This window comes from Tardiphaga sp. 839_C3_N1_4, assembly GCF_051811045.1.
Lineage (GTDB): Bacteria > Pseudomonadota > Alphaproteobacteria > Rhizobiales > Xanthobacteraceae > Tardiphaga.
In genome coordinates this window covers 1849811-1869511 of record NZ_JBPWQD010000001.1, presented here as the reverse complement: position 1 = coordinate 1869511, position 19701 = coordinate 1849811, and the positions used below count along the sequence as shown (strand labels likewise).

Below are 19701 nucleotides of genomic sequence, written 5' to 3'. Positions count from 1 at the left end.
GTCGTCCAGTCTGTCCCGTTCTCAATGCGAGAACGGGTAGAGTTTCCAGTAGGTCTTGATCTGTCGCCAGCGATGCGCGAGCCCATCGGGTTCGAAAACCAGGAAGGCGATGATGATGACGCCGATGGCGATCTCGCGCAGGAAGGTCAGGTTGTTGTTGAGCGCCAGCGCCTTGTCGATGACGCCGCCCTTCAGCTCCATGCTGATCCATTCCATCGCTTCCGGCACCAGCACCACGAAGGCTGTGCCCATCAGCGTTCCCATGATCGAGCCGGTACCGCCGATGATGACCATTGCCAGGAACAGGATCGAGCGCTCGATGCCGAAACCCTCGTTGGAGACCACGAGCTGGTTATGCGCGTACAGCGCGCCGGCGATGCCGGCGAAGAACGCCGCGAGACCGAAGGACAGCGTGCGATATTTGGTGAGATTGATGCCCATGATTTCGGCCGAGAGATAGTGATCACGCACAGCCACCAGCGCGCGGCCGTCGCGCGAGCGCATCAGGTTGGTAACCAGCAGATAGCTCGCCACCACATAGGCCAGCACCACATAGAAATACTGCCGGTCGCCGCGCAGCGTATAGTCGAAGATCGAGAACGCTTTGGCCGTCGCCGGCACCGAGCCGCCGCTGAACCAGTCGGCGCGGGAGAAGAAGTCGAGCAGAATGTATTGCGCGGCCAGCGTGGCGATAACGAGGTAAAGCCCTTTCAGCCGAGCTGCCGGCAGGCCGAAAATGAGTCCCACGATGGCCGTTACCGCGCCGGCGATGGGAATCGAGAAAAACACCGGGATTGGATAGTAGTTGGAGATATAGGCCGAGGTGAAAGCGCCGAACAGGAAGAAGGCGGCGTGGCCGATGGAGATCTGGCCGGTAAAGCCGACCAGGATGTTGAGCCCCAGCGCCGCGATGCCGTAGATGCCGATCGTGATCAGCTGGCTGAGCCAGTATTCGCTGAGCAGTTGCGGCGCGAAGCTGATCAGCACCACGCCGAGGATCGCCGCGTTGCGGCTGGTGGTGGTCGGAAAGATTGTGGTGTCGACCGCATAGCTGGTGCGGAAGTCGCCGGCCGGGATGAGGGAGGGACTGGCCATGATGGTTACACCCGCTCGATGTCTTTGGTGCCGAACAGGCCGTAAGGCTTGATCATGAGAATGATGATGAGGACGTAGAACGGCGCCACTTCATAGAGATTGCCCCAGTGCAGATATTCGCTGTCGATGAACTGCGCGAAGTTCTCCAGAAGCCCGATGATGATGCCGCCGACCACCGCGCCGCCAATGGAGTCGAGGCCGCCGAGGATGACCGCCGGAAACACCTTGATGCCGTAGATCGACAGGCCGGATGACACGCCGTTGACGACGGCGACGACGACGCCGGCGACCGCGGAGACCATGGCCGAGATTGCCCAGGCCATCGCGAATACGGTTTTGACGGAAATGCCCAGCGATTGCGCCACCTGCTGATTGAACGCGGTGGCGCGCATCGCGAGGCCCCACTTCGACACTTTGAAGAACCACGCCATGCCGATCATCATCGCGACGGAGACAACCAGGCTCATCACATAGACGGTCTGGATCTGTAGGCTACCTATCGTCACCGACTGGCTGGTGAAGACGCGCGGGAACGGCTGCGGGTTGACGCCATAGATCCACTTCAGCGCCGCCTGGAACACGGCGGACAGCGCGATGGTCACCATGATCACCGAGATGATCGGCTCGCCGATCAGCGGCCGCAGGATCACGACCTGCACGAGGATGCCGAAGGCGAACATGAACACCAGTGTCATCGGCATGCCGAGCCAGAACGGTACCTGATATTTGGTCAGCAGTGTCCAGCACACCCAGGCGCCGATCAGCAGTAATTCGCCTTGTGCGAAATTGACGACCTGGGTGGCTTTGTAGATCAGCACGAACGACATCGCGACCACGCCATACAGCGTGCCCACCACGAGGCCGTTGACGAGAAGCTGGAGGAGGAACTGCGTGTTCATGCTGTCGGTCTCATTCCGCCGCCTCCATGCGCGCGCCATCCCGCGCCATGTCCACCACGACCAATCGCGTCCGGATGCGTTGCGACGTGCCGTCCTGGAAGCGGATCGTTGTGTCGACGGGGATATCCCGCGCGCCGCCATAGATGCCGTCGATGATATCGGCGTATTTCTCGTTGATGACGCTGCGGCGGACTTTGCGGGTGCGGGTCAACTCGCCGTCGTCGGCGTCGAGCTCCTTGTAGAGCAGCAGGAATTTGGCGATGCGCTGCGCGGGCGGCAGCGTGGCATTGACCGTCTCGACTTCCTTGCGGATCATCTCATAGACCTCCGGGCGCGACGACAGGTCCGTATAGGTCGTAAACGAGATGCGGTTCTTCTCGGCCCATTTCGAGATGATCGAGAAGCGGATGCAGATCATCGCCGCGAGCGCATCGCGGTTGTCGCCGAGCACCACCGTCTCGGCGATATAGGGCGAGAATTTCAACTTGTTCTCGATATATTGCGGCGAGAAGCGTTCACCGCGCGCGGTCTGCGCCAGATCCTTGATGCGGTCGATGACGACGAGTTGCTTGTTGCCGTTGAAGTAGCCGGCGTCGCCGGAATGCATCCAGCCGTCGCGCAGGTCGGCGGCGGAGGCCTCGGGCGATTTGTAATAGCCGAGGAACATATTGGGGTGCCTCACCACGATCTCGCCAACGCCCTGCACATCGGGATCGCGGACTTCGATTTCGATGCCGCTGCCCATGGCAATGCCGGTGGTGTCGGGATCGACGGCGTCCGGCGGATGCAGGGTGAAGGCGCCGAGTGTTTCGGTCTGGCCATAGAGCGTGCGCAGCGGCACACCCATGGCGCGGAAGAATTTGAATGTATCGGGGCCCAGTGCCGCGCCGCCGGTGGCGGCCGAGCGCAGCCGTGTGAAGCCGAGACGATCACGCAGGGCACGGAACAGCAGCGTATCGGCAACGGCCGAGCGCTTGCCTTGCGCGAGTGCGGAAAGGCCCGACTTCATGCCGATCTCATACAGGCTCTGCTTCAATGGCGACGAATCCATCACCCGGGCACGCACATCGGCCGCGATGCCTTCCCAGACCCGCGGCGCGAACAGCACGAAGGTCGGTGCGATCTCGCGGAAGTCGTTCATCATGGTATCGGCCTGCTCGACGAAGTTGACCTTCATCCGGCTCAGGAGGCCTTTGCCGAGCGCATAGACCTGTTCCATGATCCAGGGCAGCGGCAGCACCGAAACATATTCGTCATCCGGTCCCTTCGGATCGAACGACAGATACACTGCGCAGTGGCCGAGCACGCGGCCTGCCGCGAGCATCGCCAGCTTGGGATTCGACGTGGTGCCCGACGTGGTACAGAGGATCGCGACGTCCTCGCCCTGCGTCGCATCGACCAGTTGATCGTAGAGCCTGGGTTCGCGTGTGGCGCGGTCGCGGCCCATCTGGGCGAGCCTGTCGGCCTCCAACAGGCGCGGGTCGTCATATTTCCGCATCCCGCGCGGGTCGCTGTAGACGATGTGCTTCAAGGCGGGGACGCGGTCGGCGAGGGTGAGCAGCTTGTCGACTTGTTCTTCATCCTCGGCGAATACGATCTTCGCTTCGCCATAGTTCAGGAGATAGGCGGCTTCCTCATCGAGCACGTCGCGATAGAGACCGAGGCTCATGCCACCGACGGCATGCGCGGCGATCTCGGCAGCGACCCAGTCCGGCCGGTTGTCGCCGATAATGCCGATGACATCACCACGGGCGATGCCGAGCTCGACCATGCCGAGCGTGAAATCCTTCACCCGGGCATGGTAATCGTTCCAGGTGAACTCCCGCCACAGGCCGAAATCCTTCTCGCGCAGCGCGATCTCGCTGCCATGTTCTTTGGCATTGAGGCGCAGCAGCTTCGGATAGGTATCTGCCTGTTTGACGCGTCCGGCATAGTCCATCATGCGGCGCTCTCCGCAGCGACAGGCGTGTCGTCGGGATCGACGAGGGCTTCGTCTTCTTCTCCGAGATAGGCGCGCTTGACGTGCGGGTCGGCGAGCACGGCAGCCGGATCGCCCTCGGCGATCTTGCGGCCAAAATCCAGCACCATCACGCGATGGGAGATGTCCATCACGACGCCCATGTCGTGTTCGATCATCATCACCGTCATCCCGTATTCTTCGTTGAGATCGACGATATAACGCGCCATGTCCTCCTTCTCCTCGAAGTTCATGCCGGCCATCGGCTCGTCGAGGAGGATGAGATTCGGCTCCAGCGCCATCGCGCGGGCGAGTTCGACGCGTTTGCGCAGACCATAGGGCAGCGTGCCGGCGGTCGCCTTGCGCACGCTCTGCAAATCGAGGAAGTCAATGATCTCCTCGACCTTGCGGCGATGCTCAAGCTCTTCCTTGCGCGCGCCGGTCAGCCAGTACAGCGAGCCGGTGAGGAAGTTGTTCTTCAGGAGGTGATGGCGCCCGACCATGATGTTGTCGAGCACGCTCATATGATGAAACAGCGCGAGGTTCTGAAAGGTGCGGCCGATGCCGAGACCCGGACGGGCATTCGGGTTGAGGCTTGTGATATCCTTGCCGTGATAGAACAGCTGGCCTTCGGTTGGGCGATAGCGGCCAGAGATGCAGTTGACGATGGAGGTCTTGCCGGCGCCGTTCGGCCCGATGATCGAGAACAGCTCGCCGTCATTGACAGCGAAGCTCACATCGGTGAGCGCGCGAACGCCACCAAAGCGCAGTGACACCCCGCGCACGTCCAGAGCAACCGCCACTCAAATCCTCCCAGATACGGCGCTTGTCGCGCTCTTTATCCACGTTCCTCGGATGGTCCCGAGCCTATATCGCCCGGTTACGCTAAGCCATTCTACTAATGACCTTTCGCGGTGGTCTTCCCTACGTCAAATCGGTATCCTGAAATGTCTCGCGGCGGACAATCTGCCTGCCAATTTGTCGCGCGAGCGTTCTTTTGCGCTGCAACATTCGAAGTGAAGCGGACCCTATGATTGCTGCAGATCATCTCAAGCGCATCGCGGCCTGGGCGCGGGACCTGAACGAGAAGGAGATCGAGGTCGCGCGCGCGGGCATCGTCGAGAAGTCGTTCAAGGCGAATGAATTCGTCTGCATGCGCGGCGACCAGTTCGAATACTGGACCGGCGTTGTTAGCGGCCTGGCGAAGATCGGCACGATCTCGCGCAGTGGCAAGGAGGTCAGCATCACCGGCCTCACGGCCGGCGCATGGTTCGGCGAGGGCAGCGTGCTGAAGAACGAGCCGCGACGATACGACATTGTGCCGCTACGCGACTCCAAGCTGGCATTCATGGAGCGCCCGGCATTTATGTGGCTGTTCGAGAACAGTGTCGGCTTCAACCGCTTCCTGGTCTCGCTGTTGAACGAACGGCTCGGTCAGTTCATCGCACTGACGGAATATGGCCGCAGGCTCGATGCCACCGGGCGTCTCGCGCGCTGCATTGCCTCGCTGTTCAACCCGATCCTCTATCGCGACGCGACCAGGCATCTGGACATCACCCAGGAAGAGCTTGGCGCCATCACCGGCATTTCGCGGCAGAAGGCCAACCAGTGTCTGCAGACGCTGGAGAAGGAGGGTCTGCTGCGGCTCGAATATGGCGGCGTGACAGTGGTCGATCTTGAAAGACTGGGCAGCTACGGCGATTAGGCCGTTGCTAGGACGCAGCGGTGGCGCGTTTCCTCTCCCCGCTTGCGGGGAGAGGGTGGCCGCGCGAAGCGCGGTCGGGTGAGGGGGACTCTCAGCGGGCTCGAAGCATGTGGAGATTCCCCCTCACCCGACGCCCGCATGCTTCGCACGCGGACATCGACCTCTCCCCGCAAGCGGGGAGAGGTAAGGAAGAGCGCTCAGACCTCCAGCCATTCCCTGCGCACGGCGTCATTGGCCTTGAGTTCGGCGGGGGTGCCTTCGAACACGATACGGCCGTGGCCCATCACATAGACCCGGTGCGAGATGCGCAGCGCGATCGAGAGCTTCTGCTCGACCAGCAGGATCGCCACGCCGCGGCGCGCGATCTCGGCGATGAGATCGCCGACCTGCTGGACGATGATCGGCGCAAGGCCCTCGGTGGGCTCGTCGATCATCACGAGTTCAGGATCGCCCATCAGCGTCCGGCAGATCGTCAGCATCTGCTTCTCGCCGCCGGACAGCACGCCGGCGGCGGTGTCCGCGCGGGCGGCAAGGTTAGGGAACATGCCGAGCATGTCATCGAGCTTCCACTTGCCGGGATGACGCGGGTCCTTGATGCCCAGCATCAGGTTCTGCCGCACCGTGAGGCCCGGGAAGATGTCGCGATGCTCCGGCACATAACCGAGGCCGAGATGTGCGATCCTGAAGCTCGGCAGGCCGGCGATATTGGTGCCCTTGAAGGTGATTGTGCCGTGTGGCGGCACTTCGCCCATGATGGCCTTCACGGTGGTCGAACGCCCGACGCCGTTGCGGCCGAGCAGCGAGACTACTTCGCCGGCATCGATATGTAGGTCGACGCCCTGCAGAATGTGGCTCTTGCCGTAATAGGCGTGCAGGTCCTGAACTTGGAGCATCACGCCACTTCCTCGCCGAGATAGGCTTCCTTGACCTTGGGATTGCCGCGGATTTCCTCCGGCGTGCCCGAGGCGATGATCTGGCCGTAGACCAGAACCGAGATGCGGTCGGCGAGGCCGAACACTACGCTCATGTCGTGCTCGACGATCAGCAGCGTGCGCCCCTCGGTCAGCCGTCGGATCAGTGCCACGGCACGCTCGGTCTCGGCGTGACTCATGCCGGCGGTAGGCTCATCCAGCAGGATGACATCGGCGCCGCCCGCAATGGTGATGCCGATTTCGAGCGCGCGCTGTTCGGCATAGGTCAAGAGACCCGCGGGGACGTCGCGGCGCGATACGAGGTTGATATCCTGCAGGATCTGCGCGGTGCGGTCGCGCACCTCGGGCAGGTTGTCGACATTCTTCCAGAATGCGTAGCGGTGGCCGGTGGCCCACAGCACGGCGCAGCGCAGGTTCTCCCACACGCTCATCTTGGCGAAGACGTTGGTGACCTGGAAGCTGCGCGACAGCCCGCGGCGGTTGATCTGAAACGGTGGCAGGCCGGAGATCACCTGATCGCGCAGCAGGATGCTGCCGACTGATGGCTTCATATAGCCTGATATCAGATTGAACAGCGTCGACTTGCCGGCGCCGTTGGGGCCGATCAGCGCGTGGCGTTCGCCTTGCGCGACCGTCAGGTTGACGTTGCGGATCACGGACGTAATGCCGAAGGTCTTTTCGACGCCGCGCAGTTCGATGGCGGTGCTCATGCGGCCACTCCCTTCTCGCGCGCGGCGGTGAGGGCGTCGTCCCAACTGCTGGCGACGCGCTCCCATGTCTTGCGCGCAATCAGGAAGCCGCCGATTAGCAATACAGCCGCAACGGCCCAGATCGCCGGGTTCGCCGCGTCGAACGGGATGCCGAACGCCTTGATGTGGGAATCCTCGCCGGGATTGACGGTGAAATGCACGATCGTCTCGATCCCAAGCATGAGGCCGGTGATCATCGCCAGCGTCGGTACGAAGGCGACGAGATAGCTTGGCAGCACGCGGCTGAGCGTGCCGCCTTTCAGCAGCGGTCGGTGCATCATCAGCAGTCCGGTGATGCCGCCGGGCGCGAACATCACCACGGCGATGAAGATCAGGCCGAAATAGAGCTGCCAGACCTGCGTGAGATCGGAGAGGCCGAGCGACAGCAGCGTGACGAAGATCGCGCCGACGATCGGGCCGATAAAGAAGCCGACGCCGCCGATATAGGTGGCGAACAACACGGTGCCCGATTGCACGGCGCCGAGATAGGCCGAATTGGCGATCTCGAAATTGATCGCGGCTAGCGCCCCCGCTATGCCGGCGAACAGGCCGGAGAAGCAGAAGGCGATATAGCGGATGATGTGCGGATCGTAGCCGACGAACTGCACGCGTTCGGGATTGTCCCGCACGGCGTTGCACATGCGCCCCAGCGGCGTGCGGGTGAGGGCATACATCGCGATGACGGCAATCAGCGTCCAGGCCGCGACGAGATAGTAGATCTGGATCTGCGGGCCGAAGCTCCAGTCGAACAGGCGCAGGACTTTGGTGCGATTGGCGGAGACGCCGGCTTCACCGCCGAAGAAGGTGCGCAGGATCAGCGCCGACGACGCCACGAGTTCTGCGACGCCGAGCGAGATCATCGCAAAGGCCGTACCGGAGCGCCGCGTCGACACCCAGCCGAGCAGCATGGCGAAGATGAGGCCAGCCGCGCCGCCGACCAAAGGCACCAGCGGCAGCGGGATCGCGAACTTGTTCCTGGCGATGATGTTGATGGCGTGGATCGCCAGAAAACCGCCGAGGCCGTAATAGACCGCATGGCCGAACGACAGCATGCCGGTCTGGCCGAGCAGGATATTGTAGGACAGCGAGAAGATGATCGAAATGCCGATCAGGCTGAAGGTGGTCAGCGATCCGCCCGACGAAAACAGTTTCGGCAGCACCAGCAGCGCCAACGCGGCAGCGATCCAGATGCCGTAGAATTTCAGCCGGTCGGAGGCGGCGGGGCGGGGCGGCGCGATAGTTGCCGGAATTTTGGCGGTGGCGTCGCTCATGTGTCACGTGTTCCCAGCAGGCCCATCGGGCGGAAGATCAGGATCAGCACCAGCAGCAGATAGGGCATGATCGGTGCGATCTGGGCGACGGTGACGTTCCAGATGTCGGACAGCCAGGTGGCGGCATAGTCTGGGCTGAGCGGGCCGAAGGCGCCGGCCAGCGAGCCGTTCATCGACACAGCAAAAGTCTGCACGAGGCCGATCAGCAATGATGCGATGAAGGCACCAGGCAGCGAGCCGAGGCCGCCGACGACCACGACGACGAACAGGATCGGCCCGAGCAGCCCGGCCATGTTGGATTGCGTGACCAGCGCCGGGCCTGCGATCACGCCGGCGACGGCGGCGAGCGCGGTGCCGACGCCGAACACCAGCATGAAGATGCGACCGACATTGTGCCCGAGATGGCCGACCATATGCGGATGAGTCAACGCCGCCTGTACGATCAGGCCGATGCGCGTGCGCTTCAGCACCACCAGCAATCCGATGAAGATCACGATTGAGACGACCAGCATGAAGATCTTGAAGGCCGGATAGTTGGTGGAGAACAGCGTGAAGGCCGGGAAGTCGAGCAGCGGCGGTACGCGGAAATCGACCGGGCTCTTGCCCCAAATGATCTGCACGATCTCCTCGATGGCGAAAGCAAGCCCGAAGGTGAACAGCAGCTCGGCGACGTGGCCGTTCTTGTGGACGTGACGCAGGCCATAGCGTTCGACTGCGGCGCCGAGCGCGCCGGCCAGCAGCGGTGCAAGGATCAGCGCCGGCCAGAAGCCGAACCAGCGGCTGATCTGGAAGCCGAAGAATGCGCCGAGCATATAGAAACTGGCATGGGCGAAGTTCAGCACGCCGAGCATGCTGAAGATCACCGTCAGGCCCGAGGCCATCAGGAACAGCAGCATGCCGTACAGAACGCCGTTGAGCGTGGAGATGACGATCAGTTCAAGCACGAAGGACCTCGGTGTCTAACTGGCCGCGAATGAGAATAGAAAAAACGCCGTCATGGCCGGGCCCGTCCCGGCCATCCACGTCTTCCTGCGGTCGTGACTTTAAGGCGTGGATGCCCGGGACAAGCCCGGGCATGACGGCGTTTGTGGTTGGCGCCCTGGCCATCCGCATCGCGTCCGCTTGCGCGCTTACGGCCGTTCCATCTTGCAGGTGGTCGGCAGCACCGTCTGCGGCGTGTCGATCTTGGCGGCCAACTTCCAGCCCCAGCCGGTCTTTTCCTCGTCGAACGGCTCCTTGTCGGTGCGTTCGCCGAACGAGGCGATGTACATTGGCTGGAAGAACTGATGGTCGTCCTTGCGCATGTTGCCCTTGCCGCCGTCGAACACCTCGAACTCCATGCCTTCGAGGGCTGCGGCCACCTTCACCGGCTCGAGCGACTTGGCCTTTTCGGCGGCCGCGGCGAACATGCGCATCTCGTTCACAGCGCGCGGATAGAACAGGCTGAAGTCATACTTGGCGCGCAGTGCCTTTTCGAACACGTCGGCCGAGGCATGGCCGAGATTCGGGATGCCTTCGGCGATCTGGAACACCTGATGGTTCAGGCCGGCCTGCTTGATAGCGGTCGGGCCACCGGTGCCGCCGGCGTAATAGGTGAACCAGCTCACCTTGAGGCCCGCGTCAGCCGCAGCCTTCAGCAAGAGGGCAAAATCCTGACCCCAGTTGCCGGTGATGACGCTGTCGGCGCCGGAGGCCTTGATCTTCGCAATATAGGGCGCGAAGTCGGTGATCTTGAGCAGCGGATGCAGTTCGTCGCCGACGATCTTCACGTCGGGCCGCTTGGCGCCGAGCATGGCGCGCGCCTGGCTGCGCACCGACTGACCGAACGAGTAGTCCTGATTGATCAGATAGACGTTTTTCACCGCAGGCACGGTCTTGATGTAGTTGGTGAGCGCTTCCATCTTGATGTCTGAATTGGCATCCCAGCGGAAATGCCAGAAGCTGCATTTCTCGTTGGTCAGCACCGGATCGACGGCGGCATAGTTGAAGTACAGGACTTCCTTGCCGGGATTGCGGTCGTTGAACTTGGTGACGAAATCCGACAGCGCACCGGCGACCGACGAGCCGTTGCCCTGGGTGATGTAGCGAATGCCGCCATCGATCGCCTTCTGCGCCTGGATCAGGCTCTCTTGCGGATTGGTCTTGTTGTCGAGTGGGACAATCTCGACCTTCTTGCCGAGAATGCCGCCCTTGGCGTTCAGCTCATCGGCGAGAAACTGGAAGGTCTTGAGGCCGACTTCGCCGACGCTGGCGCCGCCGCCGGAGAGTGGATCGATATAACCGATCTTCACGGTCTCCTGCGCCATCGCCGTGCCACCGAGCATCGGCAGCGCAATGGACGCAATGAGGGCTAGTTTGCGCATGGTGTTTCTCCCTGGAAGCATTTGTGCTGGCCGTTGTCGCGACGCCGAATCTTTTGATCCATCCGTCGCTGGCCTTAGGTCGAGAGTGTGAGCCAAGGCGGTAGAAGCTGCAAGCCTCACTTGCAGCCTCACTTGGTCGTAGGCGCAGCCTTCGCTTTCTTGGATATCGCTGTGTCGCCAATGATTTCCGCGGCGCGCAATTCGTCGATTTCGGTGGCGCTGAGGCCCAGGACGTCGCGCAGGACTTCCTCATTGTGCTGGCCGAGCGTCGGCGCCAGGCGCTCAATCGGGTAGGGCAGTTTCGCACTGCCTTCGCGATAGGCAACGGAGGGCAGCAGATGCGGGCCCATAAATACCTTGGTAACGGGCTGCCAATGTCCGACTGCGAGCAGGTGCGGATCGCCGGCCAAGTCTAGCGGCAGCCGCGCGGTACCGGCAGGCACACCGGCGTCCTGCAGTGTCACCATCGCGAGGTCAGGCCGCACGGTCGTCGTCCAGTGCCGGACCGCGACCTCGATACGGTCCTCTTCGGCGCGGCGTCCTTCCGCAGTGGCAAGTGCGGTGTCATCGGCCAGGTCAGTGCGATGCATGACCTTGCATAGCGCTCGCCATTCGTCGTCACTGCGCACGGCAATGGTGATCCACTGATCTTCGCCGAGACAGGGAAAGCAACCATTCGGCACGAAGCGCGGATGCCGGTTGCCGATGCGAGGGCCGGATTTTCCGGTGGCGGATTGCTCGATGACAGAGGGCGCGACAAGAGGTAGCAGGGCTTCTGTCGCACTGAGATCGATGTGCTGGCCGAGGCCGGTATTCTTCTGATGCATGAAGCCGAGCATCAGGGCTGCCGCAGCACTGACGCCACCGAAGGGATCACCGAGCGCGGCATGCAGCATCGTCGGCGGATCGCCTTCGCGGCCGGTGACAGAGGGAAGGCCTGAGGCCTGTTCAAGCGTCGAGCCATAGGCCCGCACGCCGCTCCATGGACCGGTCATGCCGAAGGCCGGCATGGTCACGACGACGAGACGCGGATTGATCTTGTGCATCGCCGCCGCATCGAGACCCATGCGCGGCAGCACGTCGGCGGCATAGTTGTCGATCACCGCATCGGCGCCGGCGAGCAGTTGTTTCAGCAGCTCCTTGCCGCGCGGATTGGTGAGATCCAGTGTGATGCCGCGTTTGTTGCGGTTCATCTGCTGAAACCAGTAGATCTTCTCGTAGGTGCGTTCCGGAAAATACGGCCCGCGCGGATCGGTGCCGCGAAACCAGTCCGGATACTGGCAGGACTCGACCTTGATCACGTCGGCGCCGAGATCGCCCATCTGCCGTGTTGCCGATGGACCGGCCCAGCCCATGGTGAGATCGATGATGCGCAGACCTTTCAACGGCTGCGGATCGTCCGGCGTTGCCTGCCGTGTCGCCACGCGCTGATGCGTAGGGAGGGCGTCGATCGTGTCATCGCCGGCAAATGGCGCGCGGCCATTCGGTTTGGGGCGCGAGCCGGTTAGCGTCTGCGGCAGCACCGGCGCATCGAAGGATGCCGTTCCAATCTCGACTTTCGCGAAGGCGCCGCGATCGCGGTAGTATTGCTGCTTCAGCAGCGTCTCCATGTCGGGCACGACCGCGAGCGGAAGACGGAGTTCGATGCCCATCTCGAACCATTCGTTTGCGCTCTTGTGCATCAGGATGGGTTGGAAGATATCGAACAGCGCCTTCGAATTATTGGTGCGCGCGAGACCGTCGTTGAATTGCGGCTCTGTCTCCAGTTCGGGAAGGCCGAGCATCACGCAGAACGCAGCCCATTGCGCCGGCGTCACGACGGTGATGCCGAGCCAGCCGTCCTTGGTCGGGAAATTGCCGACGGGATAGCCGCGGCCGAACCGGTTGATGGCCATGCGTGGCCGCGTGAAGCCGACTTCCAGCGCGAGTCCTGTATCGAACTCGCTGATCTGCAGCATCGCCTCATGTGCGCTGACGGCAAAGCGCCGCGCGCCGGTGTTGCGATCATACATGCCGGCCAGCGTCGGAATGAAAGCGGTGAGGCCGGCCATGACGGCGATCTGGCCGTCGCGCGGCAGCACCGGCGGGCCTTCCTGCGCCCCGACCAGTTTCACGCTGCCCGCGAGACTGCGACAGACGGAGTCCGTTGCCTGATAGGTGCTGTAGAGCCCGTGTTCGCCAAACCACGAGATCGCGGTGATCGCGAGGCCGGGTTGTTCCTTGCGCAGATCATCATGCGTCAGGAGTGAGTTCGGAATCTCCGAAGGCGCGCGTGCATCGAGCAGCAGGTCGCATGTCGCAAGCAATGCGCGAACACGCGCCACATCATCGGGCTTGTCGAGATCGGCGATGACGCTGCGCTTGTTGGTATTCAGCCAGGCGAAATATCCGCTCTCGCGGCGGCCGTCGCCGGCATCGACGAGTGGCGGATATTGCCGCGCAGGATCGCCGCCCGATGGTTCGATCTTGATGACCTCGGCGCCGAAATCGGAAAACAGTTTGCCGCAGTAATCCAGCGTGTCGCCGGATCCGATTTCCGCGACACGCAAATCCGATAATGGCAAGTTTGGCATTTCCGCCCGATCATTTTTTTATGTGTCGGGGCATCATGTCGAGATGTGTGCGGGCGTCAAGTCATTCGGCGCGCGCTGCAGCCTTGTCGAGCGCGATCGACATTGCCGAGATCAGTGGCTTCATGAAGAACGCATCATTGGCCGGATAGATGTCGGCTTCGAGGCCGTACGATTTCAACTCGTCCGACACGACGGGACCGACCGATGCGATCGGTGTTTTCGCAAGTGCACTGCGCAATTGATCCTCGCGGGCATGCGCCTTCGCAGCATCGACGAGGCGACGCACCTGACCCGAACTCGTCAGCGCGATGGCATCGACGCGGCCCGCTTCCATTTCGTCGATGGCCGAGAGAATATTCGTTTCAGCAGCCTTGGAGTCGTAGACGTAAGGCAGCACCGTATCGACCTCGGCGCCGCACGCGGTGATCGCTGATATCAGAACGCTGTGATCCTTCTCGGGATAGAGCTGCAGGCCGAGGCGATGGCCTTTGAGATCGAGCCGCGACAGCATCTCGGCGACGCCTTCGGAGGTCGGCTTCTCGGTCGTGACGTCAGCCTCGAGTCCGATTTCGCGCAAGGCGCGACCGGGTTTCGGTCCGCGTGCGAATTTGCGTGATTTGCCGACCGCGGCGACGAACTCTTTTTCGATGCCGCGTTGACGCACGATTTTCATCATCCGGCGAAGCCCTTCGCCGGTCATTAAAACGAGGTCGTCGAACGGGTTAGCGATGAACCGGCCGATCCAGGCCTCGACCGGGGCAGGATCCGGCGCGTCCTCGATGGTGAACATCGGACATTGCAGCACATTGGCGCCCTGTTCGGTCAGCAGGCGGGAGAACTGCGCTTCCTCGCGGGTCTCCAGGATCAGGATGCGGTAACCGTTGAGCTTGTCAGCCATCTCTGTTTTCTGCCTGTTTTCGCACGTTAATTCGCTGGCAATGACGTCCATATTGCAGCGCGCAATTGGATTGGCGCAAGGCCGTCGCGGATGATAGAGCAGGGCTCCAATTTCCGCTTCACTTGAAGCAGATCAGCTCGCCCCAGGTTCTTATAAGCCATGTCCCATCAATTCGTCCTGACCCTGTCCTGCCCAGACCGCCCTGGCATCGTTTCCGCGGTATCGACCTTCCTAGCCCAAAATGGCCAGAACATTCTCGATGCCCAGCAATTCAACGATGTCGAGACCGGCCACTTCTTCATGCGCGTGGTATTCAACGCCGCGGATGTGAACGTCGAGCTGGCGGCGCTGAAGACCGGCTTCGGGGCCATTGCAGAGCGCTTCAAGATGGACTGGCAGATGCGGGACCGAGCGACCCGTCGCCGGGTCATGCTGCTGGTGTCGAAGTCCGATCACTGCCTCGTCGATATCCTGTATCGCTGGCGCACCGGCGATCTCGACATGATCCCGACCGCGATCGTCTCGAACCATCCGCGCGACGCCTTCAAGGATCTCGATTTCGGCGACATCCCGTTCCACCACATGCCGATCACCAAGGAGACCAAGCGCGAGCAGGAGCAGGCGATCTGGGATCTGGTCGGCACGACCGAAACCGAGCTCGTGGTGCTGGCGCGTTACATGCAGATCCTGTCGGACGAGATGTCGGCGAAACTGTCCGGCAAGTGCATCAACATCCATCACTCGTTCCTGCCGGGCTTCAAGGGCGCGCGGCCCTATCACCAGGCCCACGCGCGCGGCGTCAAGCTGATCGGCGCCACGGCGCATTACGTGACCAGCGATCTCGATGAAGGTCCGATCATCGATCAGGATGTCGAGCGCATCAGCCATCGCGACACGCCGGAAGAACTCGTGGCCAAGGGCCGCGACATCGAGCGCCGCGTGCTGGCGCGCGCCGTGCGGTATCACCTCGAGGATCGCGTGATCCTCAACGGCAAGAAGACCGTCGTTTTCATGAACTGAGCGACGCCGTCGCGGCGTCGGACGATAGCGCGATCAGCGAACAGCCTCTGCAGAGGGCGATGTGGCGGGGTCCGGCCCCGTCATGGCGCCGGATTGCTGCTGCTCGTGCCGCTTCGCATAGGCTTCGTATTCGGGAGAGCCCGGACGCGGCGGCGCGTCCGCTGGCAGGCCGCCAGCCCATGCCGGGATCAGGTCGGCCATGCCGCCGGCCATGAATGAACTGATCGAGCCACAACCGCCAAGGCTGCAGGACAGCAGTACAAGACAGACAAAAGCGGGGACGCGGCGGGCTACTGGCATGATGGCAACGTGGTTTGAGGTGGTCTGCGGAATATAGCAGATCTGCGACGGGTTTTGCCGAGAATTGAAGGCAAATCAATGGTCAAATATTACCGAGCGTGGCCGGGCGGCCTCAGTGCGCCAGCAAAAGCCGACCAGCTCCTCCAGTCGCTTGCGGTGAGAAATAATGAGGCGACGACGCGGTAGCATCATGCCATATTGGATTCGAGTGCATGAACTCACCGCGCTCTCTGCGTTAAATTGCAACGGGTGGCGGGTAGCGATGCGGGTTTTGAATCAACGAGTGGCGCGCTGCTGGCTCGCCCACCTTGTCACCGCAACGGCGCTGGTCCTGACGACGCTGCCGGTGGCGGCGCAGGACGCAACCTGGCTGAGCGTGCCTGGCTCGGGCGACTTCAACACGGCAGCGAACTGGGGCCCGGCCGTGGTGCCGACCGGCACCGCGTTCTTCGGCACGTCCGGCGTCGCCGCGCTGTCATTTTCGGCCTCTACGACCCTCGGCGGCTGGACCTTCAATGCCGGTGCTTCGTCTTACAGCTTCACCGTCGGCAGCAGTCTCTTTTTCGTCGGTGCCGGCATCGTCGTCAACGGCGGCTCGGTCGACATCACCAACAACAGCGTAATGACTTTCGCCAACTCCAGCACGGCCGGCAGTGCCACCATCGCCAACAACTTCCAACTGCAATTCATCAACACCAGCACGGCCGGCAACGCGGCAATCACCAATGGCGCGGTGGGCACCACGGATTTCGGCGGATCGACGGGCCCCCTTGGCGACAACAAGCTCAGCGCCGGCTCGATCAACGGCGGCGGCACTTTCAGACTGGGCCAAAACGAGTTGACGGTCGGTGGCAACAACTTCTCCACCAACGTCACCGGCGTCATCGCCGACGGCGGCACCGGCGGCTCGCTGGTGAAGACCGGCACCGGCACGATGATCCTGTCCGGGATCAACACCTACACCGGCGGCACGACCTTTGCCGGCGGCACGATTAGCGTCGCGCAGGATGCCAATCTCGGCGGCGCAGCGGGGGCGCTGACCTTCACCGGCGGCACGCTGCAGACGACTGCCGGCTTTTCATCGGCGCGCAGCATTGCTTTGGGCACTGGCGGCGGCACCCAGCAGGTCGATACCGGAACTCTCGAACTGTCCGGCAATATCGCGGACAGCGGCGGGACGCCTGGCGCATTGAACAAGACCGGCGCCGGCACACTGTCGCTCACCGGCAACAGCATTTATTCCGGCGCCACCAATATTCTTGCCGGCACGCTGCTCGCGAGCGGCTCGCTCAGCCCGGACAGCGCCTATACGATCGCGGCCGGCGCCACGCTGGCCCTCGACAGCCCGTTCCAGTTCATCGGCTCGCTGGCCGGCGCCGGCAGCGTGACCAATGCCAACGCCGCCGATGCGGTTCTGGTCGTCGGCCTCAACAACAGCAGCACGACCTTTGCCGGCGTGATCAAGGATGGCGCGGCGGCGAAGATGTCGCTGTGGATCGACGGCACCGGCGTCACGACACTGACCGGCGCCAACACCTATACCGGCGGCACCGCGATCTGCTTCTGTTCGACGCTGCAGATCGGCAATGGCGGCACCACCGGTTCGATTGTCGGCGATGTCACCAACGGCGGCACGCTGATCTTCAATCGCTCGAACTTCTACAGCTTCGACGGAGTCATTTCCGACAGCGGCGCCGACCAGGGCAAACTGGTGAAGACCGGTGCGGGCGACACCGTGCTGAGCGGGATCAACGCCTATACCGGCACGACGACGGTCGACGCCGGCACGCTCAGCGTCAACGGTTCGATCGCGTCGTCGTCGCTGACCACGGTGAATCCAGGCGGCACGCTCGGCGGCAACGGTTTTGTCGGTGACACGCTGATCAATGGCGGCACGCTGGCGCCCGGCAACTCGATCGGCACGCTCACCGTCAGCGGCAGCCTGACGATGACGGCGGCATCGACCTATCTGGTGCAGATCTCCGGAGCATCATCCGACAAGACCATCGTGACCGGCACCGCGACGCTTGCCGGCAAGGTTGCGGTCGATCCGCTTGCGCGCATCGCCGCGACGACGACCTATACGATCCTGACTGCCGGCACGATCAGCGGCAGTTTCGACACGACAACCGTGGTCAACAGCTTCGCGCGCAATGCGCGGCTGAGCTATGTGGGCAACGACGTGTTGCTGACCGTCGATCCCGGCCTGCTCAGCCCGAACCTGCCGGACAGTGCCGGCCGCAATCAGAAGGCCGTCGCAACTGCCATCGACAATGCGCTGACGGGCGGCGGCACGATGCCGAGCCAGTTCAACGCGCTGTTTGCGCTCACCGGCGATGCACTGCGCAACGCGCTGACGCAGACCTCGGGGGAAACCGCGACGGGATCGCAGCAGACGACATTCAACGCCATGACGCAGTTCATGGGCATGATGACCGATCCGTTCACGGCGGGCAGGGGCTTTGATACGCCGGGCGCGATGGGCTACGCGGATGCGCGCAAGCCGCGTGATGCCTTCGCGATGTTGACCAAGGCGCCGCCGCGCGCGCCGTCCTTCGAGACGCGCTGGAGCGTCTGGGCGTCGGGTTTCGGCGGATCGCAGACCACCGACGGCAATGCGGCGACGGGATCGAACACCGCGCGCAGCAGCATCGGCGGCACCGCTGTCGGCGCCGATGTGCTGTTGTCGCCGACCACCATCGCCGGCTTCTCGCTTGCGGGCGGCGGCACCAATTTCTCGGTGGCCAATGGCGGCAGCGGCCATTCGGACCTGTTCCAGGCCGGCGCCTTCGTGCGCCACAGCGTGTCGTCCGCCTATATCACCGCCGCGGCCGCCTATGGCTGGCAGGACATCACCACCGATCGCATCGTGACCGTCGCCGGCATTGATCGCCTGCATGCGCAATTCAGTGCGAATTCCTATTCGGCGCGTATCGAAGGCGGCAACCGCACTGTGAGTTCATGGCTCGGCGGCGTCGGCGTGACGCCTTACGCAGCTGCGCAGGTGATCGCATTCGACCTGCCGTCCTATACGGAAACCGTCAATGGCGGCGCCAGCACCTTTGCGCTGAACTACGCCGGCAAGACAGTGACATCGACCCGCAGCGAACTCGGCCTGCGCACCGACAAGTCCTTCGCCGTCAACGATGCGATCCTGACGCTGCGTGGCCGCGCGGCATGGGCGCATGATTTCAACAGCGATCGCAGCGTGGCGGCCACGTTCCAGTCGCTGCCCGGCGCATCGTTCACGGTGTCAGGCGCAGCGCCGGCACGCGATGCGGCGCTGACCACGGCCTCGGCCGAACTGGCATGGAGCAACGGCCTGTCGCTCGCGGCGACGTTCGAGGGCGAGTTCTCGGAGGTGACGCGCAGCTATGCCGGCAAGGGTGTTGCGCGTTATACGTGGTAGCAGGTGCCGAGGGCGCGGTGCGCTGCGCGCATTCGTTCGGCAGAAATCTGAAAATAATCCTTGACGTCGCTTCAATTCAGATTATATTCCCCTGCATCCCGTCCCACTTTGAGGGGCGTTGCCAGGGACGCTTGTTAGCGCGGGGCGGGATGTGGCGCCTGCGGGCGGGAGGGAGACGTTCCCTTTCGCACTCGGGAGGCCTTGGGTCACCGTCCGGCCCCACTACGGGGGTCTGCCACTCATGCTGGCTGGACGTGGCATTGGTGAACGGCGGGAAACCGTCGGGATAAGCGGACTGCGGAGGTCTGCGCCATTGCCCGGAAGAACGGTCCCGGGGACAGAAATCGCCACGATGGAGCGTCGAAAGGCGTTTCCGCGGCCTCTGCTGTCCGGCGATCCGGACACTACGCTGCGGCACTGTACCCAAGTCGCGCCTTTCGGCGCTTCATCTCCCTCATTGTCGAGGGAGACCACCGGGACTGCCACTCACGTGCTCAGGCGCGGGCAAGGACGGCGCGTGGCCGCACTCA

15 protein-coding genes are annotated in these 19701 nt (G+C 62.8%); 3 read left to right on the top strand and 12 right to left on the bottom strand.

The window, feature by feature from the left end; all coding sequences use genetic code 11:
- Positions 1-21 precede the first annotated feature (21 nt).
- From AB8A38_RS09130 to AB8A38_RS09115, 4 genes are read right to left on the bottom strand one after another with little or no spacing between them, the layout of a single operon-like run.
- Complete coding sequence (locus tag AB8A38_RS09130) at positions 22-1095, bottom strand: branched-chain amino acid ABC transporter permease (protein WP_439085759.1); 1074 nt, start codon at positions 1093-1095, stop codon at positions 22-24.
- A 5-nt stretch (positions 1096-1100) separates the two neighbouring features.
- Positions 1101-1994, bottom strand: a complete 894-nt coding sequence (locus AB8A38_RS09125; RefSeq protein WP_092148213.1) for a branched-chain amino acid ABC transporter permease — start codon at positions 1992-1994, stop codon at positions 1101-1103.
- A 10-nt stretch (positions 1995-2004) separates the two neighbouring features.
- Entirely contained in the window at positions 2005-3936 is a 1932-nt protein-coding gene (locus AB8A38_RS09120; protein WP_439085758.1) for a long-chain fatty acid--CoA ligase, read from the bottom strand.
- Positions 3933-4754, bottom strand: coding sequence for an ABC transporter ATP-binding protein (locus tag AB8A38_RS09115; RefSeq protein ID WP_315841450.1), 822 nt, complete (start codon positions 4752-4754; stop codon positions 3933-3935). The genes AB8A38_RS09120 and AB8A38_RS09115 overlap by 4 nt, the downstream gene beginning before the upstream one ends.
- A 227-nt stretch (positions 4755-4981) precedes the next feature.
- On the opposite strand from AB8A38_RS09115, the gene AB8A38_RS09110 reads away from it, so the two are divergent.
- Positions 4982-5656: a Crp/Fnr family transcriptional regulator gene (locus tag AB8A38_RS09110; protein ID WP_315841451.1), complete on the top strand. Its 675-nt coding sequence runs from the start codon at positions 4982-4984 to the stop codon at positions 5654-5656.
- 197 nt (positions 5657-5853) lie between these two features.
- On the opposite strand, the gene AB8A38_RS09105 is transcribed toward AB8A38_RS09110, so the two are convergent.
- From AB8A38_RS09105 to AB8A38_RS09075, 7 genes are all read right to left on the bottom strand, one after another.
- Complete coding sequence (locus tag AB8A38_RS09105; RefSeq protein WP_093760119.1) at positions 5854-6549, bottom strand: ABC transporter ATP-binding protein; 696 nt, start codon at positions 6547-6549, stop codon at positions 5854-5856.
- Positions 6549-7298 carry an ABC transporter ATP-binding protein gene (locus AB8A38_RS09100; RefSeq protein ID WP_231077459.1) on the bottom strand — a complete coding sequence of 250 codons (750 nt, stop codon included), beginning with the start codon at positions 7296-7298 and terminating at the stop codon, positions 6549-6551. Before AB8A38_RS09100 ends, AB8A38_RS09105 begins: the two co-directional genes overlap by 1 nt.
- Entirely contained in the window at positions 7295-8608 is a 1314-nt protein-coding gene (locus tag AB8A38_RS09095) for a branched-chain amino acid ABC transporter permease (RefSeq protein ID WP_439085757.1), read from the bottom strand. Before AB8A38_RS09095 ends, AB8A38_RS09100 begins: the two co-directional genes overlap by 4 nt.
- Complete coding sequence (locus tag AB8A38_RS09090) at positions 8605-9552, bottom strand: branched-chain amino acid ABC transporter permease (RefSeq protein ID WP_068738207.1); 948 nt, start codon at positions 9550-9552, stop codon at positions 8605-8607. The genes AB8A38_RS09095 and AB8A38_RS09090 overlap by 4 nt, the downstream gene beginning before the upstream one ends.
- A 186-nt stretch (positions 9553-9738) precedes the next feature.
- Complete coding sequence (locus AB8A38_RS09085) at positions 9739-10971, bottom strand: branched-chain amino acid ABC transporter substrate-binding protein (RefSeq protein ID WP_439085756.1); 1233 nt, start codon at positions 10969-10971, stop codon at positions 9739-9741.
- A 128-nt stretch (positions 10972-11099) separates the two neighbouring features.
- A complete protein-coding gene (locus AB8A38_RS09080; protein ID WP_439085755.1) occupies positions 11100-13544 on the bottom strand; it encodes a CoA transferase in 2445 nt (814 codons plus the stop codon).
- 61 nt (positions 13545-13605) lie between these two features.
- Positions 13606-14442, bottom strand: coding sequence for a uroporphyrinogen-III synthase (locus AB8A38_RS09075; protein ID WP_439085754.1), 837 nt, complete (start codon positions 14440-14442; stop codon positions 13606-13608).
- Positions 14443-14601: 159 nt separating this feature from the next.
- On the opposite strand from AB8A38_RS09075, the gene purU reads away from it, so the two are divergent.
- Positions 14602-15462 (top strand): formyltetrahydrofolate deformylase, encoded by an 861-nt coding sequence (gene purU / locus AB8A38_RS09070; protein WP_439068159.1) that lies wholly within the window; start codon positions 14602-14604, stop codon positions 15460-15462.
- 33 nt (positions 15463-15495) lie between these two features.
- Here purU and AB8A38_RS09065 read toward each other — a convergent pair whose 3' ends face one another.
- Positions 15496-15762, bottom strand: coding sequence for a hypothetical protein (locus AB8A38_RS09065; protein WP_139212653.1), 267 nt, complete (start codon positions 15760-15762; stop codon positions 15496-15498).
- Positions 15763-16045: 283 nt separating this feature from the next.
- On the opposite strand from AB8A38_RS09065, the gene AB8A38_RS09060 reads away from it, so the two are divergent.
- On the top strand, positions 16046-19171 hold the full coding sequence (locus AB8A38_RS09060; protein WP_439085753.1) for an autotransporter outer membrane beta-barrel domain-containing protein: 3126 nt from the start codon (positions 16046-16048) through the stop codon (positions 19169-19171).
- Positions 19172-19701 lie beyond the last annotated feature (530 nt).